Annotated in this window: 6 protein-coding genes; 3 read left to right on the forward strand and 3 right to left on the reverse strand. The window is 58.7% G+C overall.

The genetic code is table 11. From position 1 onward, the window contains the following. A partial coding sequence (mnmA, locus tag EOA85_RS29220; protein WP_127212074.1) for a tRNA 2-thiouridine(34) synthase MnmA occupies positions 1–1,072 on the reverse strand: 1,072 nt, incomplete at its 3' end. Positions 1,073–1,345: 273 nt separating this feature from the next. On the opposite strand from mnmA, the gene EOA85_RS29225 reads away from it, so the two are divergent. Then, positions 1,346–1,621 (forward strand): DUF1153 domain-containing protein, encoded by a 276-nt coding sequence (locus EOA85_RS29225; protein ID WP_006203587.1) that lies wholly within the window; start codon positions 1,346–1,348, stop codon positions 1,619–1,621. Positions 1,622–1,742: 121 nt separating this feature from the next. Further along, positions 1,743–1,886 carry a hypothetical protein gene (locus tag EOA85_RS37780; RefSeq protein ID WP_164759956.1) on the forward strand — a complete coding sequence of 48 codons (144 nt, stop codon included), beginning with the start codon at positions 1,743–1,745 and terminating at the stop codon, positions 1,884–1,886. A gap of 200 nt (positions 1,887–2,086) precedes the next feature. Here the strand turns inward: EOA85_RS37780 and EOA85_RS29230 are convergent, their stop codons facing one another. Further along, complete coding sequence (locus tag EOA85_RS29230; protein ID WP_029349790.1) at positions 2,087–2,464, reverse strand: flagellar export protein FliJ; 378 nt, start codon at positions 2,462–2,464, stop codon at positions 2,087–2,089. Positions 2,465–2,915: 451 nt separating this feature from the next. On the opposite strand from EOA85_RS29230, the gene ctrA reads away from it, so the two are divergent. After that, the gene (gene ctrA, locus EOA85_RS29235; protein ID WP_006203583.1) at positions 2,916–3,611 is read left to right on the forward strand and encodes a cell cycle two-component system response regulator CtrA; all 696 of its coding nucleotides are present in this window, start codon (positions 2,916–2,918) and stop codon (positions 3,609–3,611) included. Positions 3,612–3,730: 119 nt separating this feature from the next. Here ctrA and EOA85_RS29240 read toward each other — a convergent pair whose 3' ends face one another. Next, positions 3,731–4,099: a response regulator gene (locus EOA85_RS29240; RefSeq protein WP_065011886.1), complete on the reverse strand. Its 369-nt coding sequence runs from the start codon at positions 4,097–4,099 to the stop codon at positions 3,731–3,733. Positions 4,100–4,163 lie beyond the last annotated feature (64 nt).

A 4,163-nucleotide genomic window follows, 5' to 3' on the forward strand; every position in this document is an offset into this window, starting at 1 on the left:
CGTCGGAATAGAGCACGCAGGCCTGGCCGGGCGCGATGCCGGACTCGCCGTCGACCAGTTCAACCGAAGTGATCCCGGCGTTGTGATGCAGCACGGCCGGGCGCGGCGGGCGTGTCGAGCGGACCTTGGCGAAAAGCTCCAGCCCAGCCGTCGGGATATCTGACAGTGCAGCGTCGCCCAGCCAGTTCATGTCGCGCAAATAGATCTTATGCGTCTCCAGCGCCTCGCGCGGACCAACGACGACGCGGGCCCGGTCGGCGTCGAGATGGACGACGTAGAGCGGCTCGCCCGACGCGATGCCGATGCCGCGGCGTTGACCGATCGTGTAGCGCAAAATGCCTTCATGGCGGCCGAGCACGCGGCCGTCGATATGGACGATGTCGCCCGGATTGGCAGCAGTCGGCTTCAGCTTGGCAATGATGTCGGAATATTTGCCCTGCGGGACGAAGCAGATGTCCTGGCTGTCCTGCTTAGCGGCGACCGTTAGCCCCATTTCCTCGGCGATGGCGCGAACCTGCGGCTTCGACAGGCCGCCGAGCGGAAAGCGCAGATAGTCGATCTGCGCCTGCGTGGTGGCGAAAAGGAAATAGCTCTGGTCGCGGTCCGCGTCGACAGGCCGGTACAGTGCGCGATGGGCGCCGTTGGCTCCAGAGCGGATGTAATGGCCGGTGGCCAGCGCGTCGGCACCGAGCTCCTTGGCGGTCGCCAGAAGGTCGGCGAATTTCACTGTCTGGTTGCAGGAAACGCAAGGGATCGGCGTTTCGCCGGCCACATAACTTTCGGCGAAGGGGTCGATCACCGCCTTGCGGAAGCGCTCCTCGTAATTGAGCACATAGTGCGGAATGCCGAGCGTCTCGGAGACGCGACGAGCATCGTCGATATCCTGGCCGGCGCAGCATGAGCCGGCCCGGTGCGTTGCCGCGCCGTGGTCGTAGAGCTGCAGCGTGACCCCGACGACGTCATAGCCTTCATGCTTCAATAGGCCGGCAACGACCGACGAATCGACGCCACCCGACATGGCAACAACGATGCGGGTATCTTCGGGGCGTCCGGGAAGGTCGAGGCTGTTCATAATTCTTTCGTTCTGCACGGCGCCCTGGATGACGGCGCTTGAATGCCAATGGCCGGAATATAGGTCAAGCTTTCCGGGTGCGCCAGCTTCGCGAGCCGGCCGATTTTTTCTAATGGATACGGCGCTTGCGGGCAGATGCCTCAAATGCCGACGAAAAGACTAACGCGCCGTTCATGATCCTTACCTACCTATTAGGGTTCGCTTAGGCAATTTTTAAAGCTGTGGCGGTAATGTGGTGGGGATTGGGTCTTTGAGTTTTTAGTAGAGAGTACGATGACCGATCTTGTTAGACCGCGCGTCAAATATGTTATCGGGCCCGACGGCAGCCCCCTTACGATTGCCGATCTGCCGCCGACGAACACACGTCGCTGGGTTATCCGGCGCAAGGCCGAAGTGGTAGCGGCGGTGCGCGGCGGGCTTCTGAGCCTCGAAGAGGCATGCCAGCGCTATAAGCTGACCACCGAGGAATTCCTGTCCTGGCAAGCGTCGATAGACGAATATGGCCTTGCCGGGCTGCGCACGACGCGCATCCAGCAATATCGGCATTAGGGCTGGTCCAAGTAAGTCAAAAGGCGCGACAATCCGCGCCCTTTTTTGCTTTGCCGCAACGGCTCTCTCTGCTTCAGACCGTCAGCACCATATTGCCGATCGGCATGGCGGCGGGAAAGGCATGGATTGCGCCTGCGCCATCGAGCAGGTCTTTGCCACATTAGGCGGCAAGCTCTTTCGCATCGACCTTGCCAAGTTCCACAAGGCCTGCGCGGTCGGTCCCGCTGGACATCCGCTCGACGCGCCGAACTCGGCCAGAACCTGATGGGCTGCTCAATAAGATATGGTCCTGGTCGGAACCGCATACGCCCGACATTAGGATGCCCGGATGCGGCTGGTCGCGGAATATGAAGGGGATTTGGTAGCATAGGCCTGAAACTGGCGGCTGCTCGACCGATGAGCGGCGACGTTCCAGATGAGCAACGCCCTGATCGCTGGGTGTTGACTGGCCTTAAAGCCGTGTTTTCAGCCGATCATGGCGCTGCGGCCGCCGGTCTCGGCGTCGCGAATCTTGGTGTCGCGTGATTCGAGCATTTCCGCTTTGGAAAGCTCCGCTTCGGCTTCGCCGAGCAGTGATTCGGCAACGCTTCGCTGCTGGGCGAGGTCGCTTTGCGAATTTCTGAGATTGTCGCGGCGCAGGCGCGCTGCCTTGGCGAAGGTCGGATAGGCAAAATGGTTGATGTCGGTGATGCCGGCTTTCTTTTCTTCGGCAGTGATCTGAAGCTCCAGTTCGACAGCCATGCGCTCGAATTCGGCGATCATCATGTCGAGTTGCAGCAATTGCCGCCGCTTCTCGTTCACCTGAAACTGCTTCAGCCGAACGAGGTTTTCACGTGACTTCATGATTCGGTACTCCTGGAAACGCACACCTGCACATATCGTCCAATCCACCTGGCAAACTCAGGCTTCACCCGTCTCCACCGACTTTACCGGAACTATGGGAAACAAATTCCTAAAGTTTTTTGCCGGCGGTAACGATTCGTTTACGGGCATTGTTAATCATACGGCTCAGGACTTAAGGCCGGGTAAAAATTCCGGCTCTCGATGCGGAAGCGCCGGCCAGCGAGTCTCTGGAGTCACTTAGCCTGACTCATTAATGTTTTGCATTAGAGTTTTGGTTCTGTGATTCACTATTAGATTCAACAAGGTGTAGAAAGGGGTTAAAAAATCTGATACCGTCGACGGCACGGAATTAGGTTTTGTTAACCATTCGATGGCAGCCTCTGCTCAGGCAATCACTGCTCCGGTCCTGGACGGGTCGTGAAATGGTCCGGCAGCAGAAAAGGGGAATGAAATGCGTGTTCTGCTGATAGAAGATGACAGTGCGACCGCACAAAGCATCGAGCTGATGCTGAAATCGGAAAGTTTCAATGTCTACACGACCGATCTTGGCGAAGAAGGTGTCGATCTAGGCAAGCTCTACGACTACGACATCATCCTTCTCGATCTCAATCTGCCCGACATGTCGGGATACGAGGTCTTGAGAACACTTCGCCTTTCCAAGGTGAAGACTCCGATCCTTATCCTCTCCGGCATGGCCGGCATCGAGGACAAGGTCCGTGGCCTCGGCTTCGGCGCAGACGACTATATGACCAAGCCGTTCCACAAGGACGAACTGGTTGCCCGCATCCACGCCATCGTGCGCCGTTCCAAGGGCCATGCCCAGTCGGTGATCACCACCGGCGACCTGGTGGTCAATCTCGATGCCAAGACCGTTGAGGTCGGTGGGCAGCGCGTGCATCTGACCGGCAAGGAATACCAGATGCTGGAGCTGCTCTCGCTGCGCAAGGGCACTACGCTCACGAAGGAAATGTTCCTCAACCACCTTTACGGCGGCATGGACGAACCGGAACTGAAGATCATCGACGTCTTCATCTGCAAGCTGCGCAAGAAGCTCGACGCCGCTTCCGGCGGCCAGAACTACATCGAGACGGTTTGGGGTCGCGGCTATGTGCTGCGCGAGCCGGAAGATATCCGCGTCAGCGCCTGAGCTGACGACGCCGATCCGATCAATTTTCCGACAAAAATCCGGCTTCGGCCGGACTTTTGCGATTGTAGCGCAGACATTAGAGCGCCGACCTCCGGGGCCATGTGCCAGGGGTCGGCGAATCAGGCTGCAATTCTCAGGGTGCGGAAGCACTCGAGAAGTTGCGGCCGATTGAACGGCTTCAGCAGATAGCCTTGAGCGCCGGCGCGCTTTGCCCGCATGATCGAAGCAACGTCGACCTCAACCAGCGAAATCAGGATCTGGGGCTGTATCGGACTTTCGATGGCGCGTACGCGGCGAATGACGTCCTCCGCCTGCATGTCCGGCAAGGCGCCGTCGACGACGATGATATCCGGCATGTCAGCAGTGCACATCTCGACCGCGTCAAAACCGCGCGCAGCTTCGATGACCAGCATGTCGGAACCACCCAGGATGCGCTTTGCGACCTTCCTGATGACGCTCGAATCGTCGATGAACATGCAGCGTTTCATTTCCGGGCCCTCTGTGCCATGCGGCAATCCGGCAGCGTCGCGGTACTGAAAGGCACGGTAGGAT

This window comes from Mesorhizobium sp. M5C.F.Ca.IN.020.29.1.1, from assembly GCF_003997375.1.
Taxonomy (GTDB): Bacteria; Pseudomonadota; Alphaproteobacteria; order Rhizobiales; family Rhizobiaceae; genus Mesorhizobium; species Mesorhizobium wenxiniae.